Here is a 2,246-nt window from a genome sequence, read left to right as displayed (position 1 = left end):
CAAACATGGGGGGACACGAGAATTGATGCTTTAGGACAAAAAACCAACTTTATTCCCAACTACTCAGTTTTGTTTCCAGAGTTTTTTGGTACAGCACTGAATGGCAATAACCTAGTTCGGGATTTTGGCCCCTTCACAGAACAGATTGATGGTGCTAAACACGGACGGTATGCTCGCGTTATCGATCGCAAAGTCGTACCAACAGAGGTTTGGATAACTGAGGTTGGCATTGCTCCTACCAAAGATGGATTTAATCAACCCTCGGCTGAAAATCCGGCGATAGCTAAACAAAATGGTCTTATTCTCAAAGCAAAAACTACCGCTCGTTACTACACTTTTTACCTGAATAAAGGTGTCACTAAAGTTCAACTTTACTCAGCTAGTGCTGGTGATGCTTGGTTGGGTATCGTCCAGGATAACTTTTTAGAATATGCCAAAACTAATAAAATCTACCCAAAAGAAGATCGTCCCTATGTTTCACCTGCCCTCAAAATGACCAGCCGAATTGTGGCGCAGATGAAACGGAATTTAGATCCTAGTTTGACTAAAACACGGCAACTCCAGCTCGACTCTATTCGCGATACCCACAATCGTTTCCAGTTTGTCGGCGATGGCACTGCCGCACATCCCCATCTATACGATCGCGACGTGTTTACCTTCTTGCCCTATCAAGTAAATAGTCAACGCTTTGTTATCCCCTATTACGTCATGACCCGCGATGTTACCAAAAACTTACCACCCGAACAGTTCGCGATTCAAATATCCAAACTCAAAGCACAGGGGGCTACTGTCAGTGTTTACGATCCCATGCACGATCGCACCGTACCGATCTCGATCGATCGTCGCGGTCGAGACTTCCTAAGTCTAACTTTACCCGCAACAGATTATCCCTACTTACTCATTATTCAGGAACGTTAGATTAATTGATAATTGCGGATGCGCGCCCGCCTTTGTTTCCCGACGGTTTAGCGCACCAAGCAGATAATTGGGCTTTAAAAGTGAGAAATTGAATTCTTTTTCTTTATTATAAAGCAAGTCTGACATTACTATTTAAAGCCAAGTTTTTCAGATTAAATATCTTCTCCAATCGTTCTACTTCTACGAATGGCTAGAAATTACCCCCGACCGCCAAGATTTATTAAAATTCCTGGATTTATCATTCATCTACTAGGAGCACAGGCAAATGTCTATCGATCGACCGACTCAACTTAAGAAAATAAAATTTAAATTCTCAGCATATGTTCGCGAATTGCGAGTCAGACAATGGACTAAAAACCTGATTGTATTTGCAGCCCCTTTGTTTGCATTCGATCTGAGTGTCTCATCCCTATCTGGCAGCCTGATTGCCTTTATGTTATTCTGCTGTGCTTCGAGTAGTTTCTATTTGATTAATGACATTATCGATGTCGAATCCGATCGACTACATCCAGTTAAATGCAATCGTCCGATCGCCGCAGGAGTAATCGGGATTTCTGAAGCCACTATCGTCGCGATCGTGCTCTTGGGCGTTGCCGCGATCGTTGGCTACCAGACATCATTGGGTCTGGGAACGGCAATTGTCGGATATGCCTTGTTACAAGTGGCATATAACTTAAAACTCAAGCATAAAATTTTTGTTGATGTCCTGGCGATCGCCGCTGGTTTTGTGTTGCGAGCATGGGGTGGGGCTGCTGCTACGGGCATTGAGTTATCGCACTGGTTTATCTTGTGTACGGCGATGTTAGCCCTATTTTTAGGTATTGAAAAACGCAAGGCAGAATTACGACTTTCAGAAATAAAAGGTCGCAAATCGCGGGCGGTATTACATCGATATTCGCTGCCGCTGTTAAACAGAATGGAAAGTATCGTTACCAATGGCACGATTGTTTTTTACTCCCTTTGGAGTGCTGGCCCTGCATTCAAAGGAGCTGCAACTTCATGGATGATGCTGACAGTTCCGTTTGTCTTATACGGCATTTTTCGCTACCAATTATTGAGCGATCCACAGGAAATAGCCCGCATGAATCCTCAAGTGGAGCAGGGTGGTAAAACGGAGCGACCGGAAGAGGTATTATTGGGAGACAAGCTACTTTCAATGACGGCAATCGGCTGGATAATTACAGTCTTTGCAATCAGGTTATGTTACCAGCTTCAGTGGATTCGTTAAGAGGTTATTTGAAAAGTATAAACCGACACTTGAGTAGCCCCCCTAGCCCCCCAATTTTGGGGGGAATTATATTCAAAGTCCCCCAAAATTGGGGGATTTA

Annotated in this window: 2 protein-coding genes; both read left to right on the top strand. The window is 43.8% G+C overall.

The window, feature by feature from the left end; all coding sequences use genetic code 11:
- Positions 1-918: hypothetical protein (locus tag RMO84_RS14795; RefSeq protein WP_310489211.1), on the top strand; the 918-nt coding region annotated here is incomplete at its 5' end.
- Positions 919-1,183: 265 nt separating this feature from the next.
- Entirely contained in the window at positions 1,184-2,146 is a 963-nt protein-coding gene (locus tag RMO84_RS14790) for a decaprenyl-phosphate phosphoribosyltransferase (RefSeq protein ID WP_310489210.1), read from the top strand.
- Positions 2,147-2,246: the final 100 nt, after the last annotated feature.

It is taken from the genome of Chamaesiphon sp. VAR_69_metabat_338, from assembly GCF_031423935.1.
Taxonomy (GTDB): domain Bacteria; phylum Cyanobacteriota; class Cyanobacteriia; order Cyanobacteriales; family Chamaesiphonaceae; genus Chamaesiphon.
Note: the sequence above shows the minus strand (reverse complement) of the source record. Positions and strands in the feature narration are given on the sequence as shown.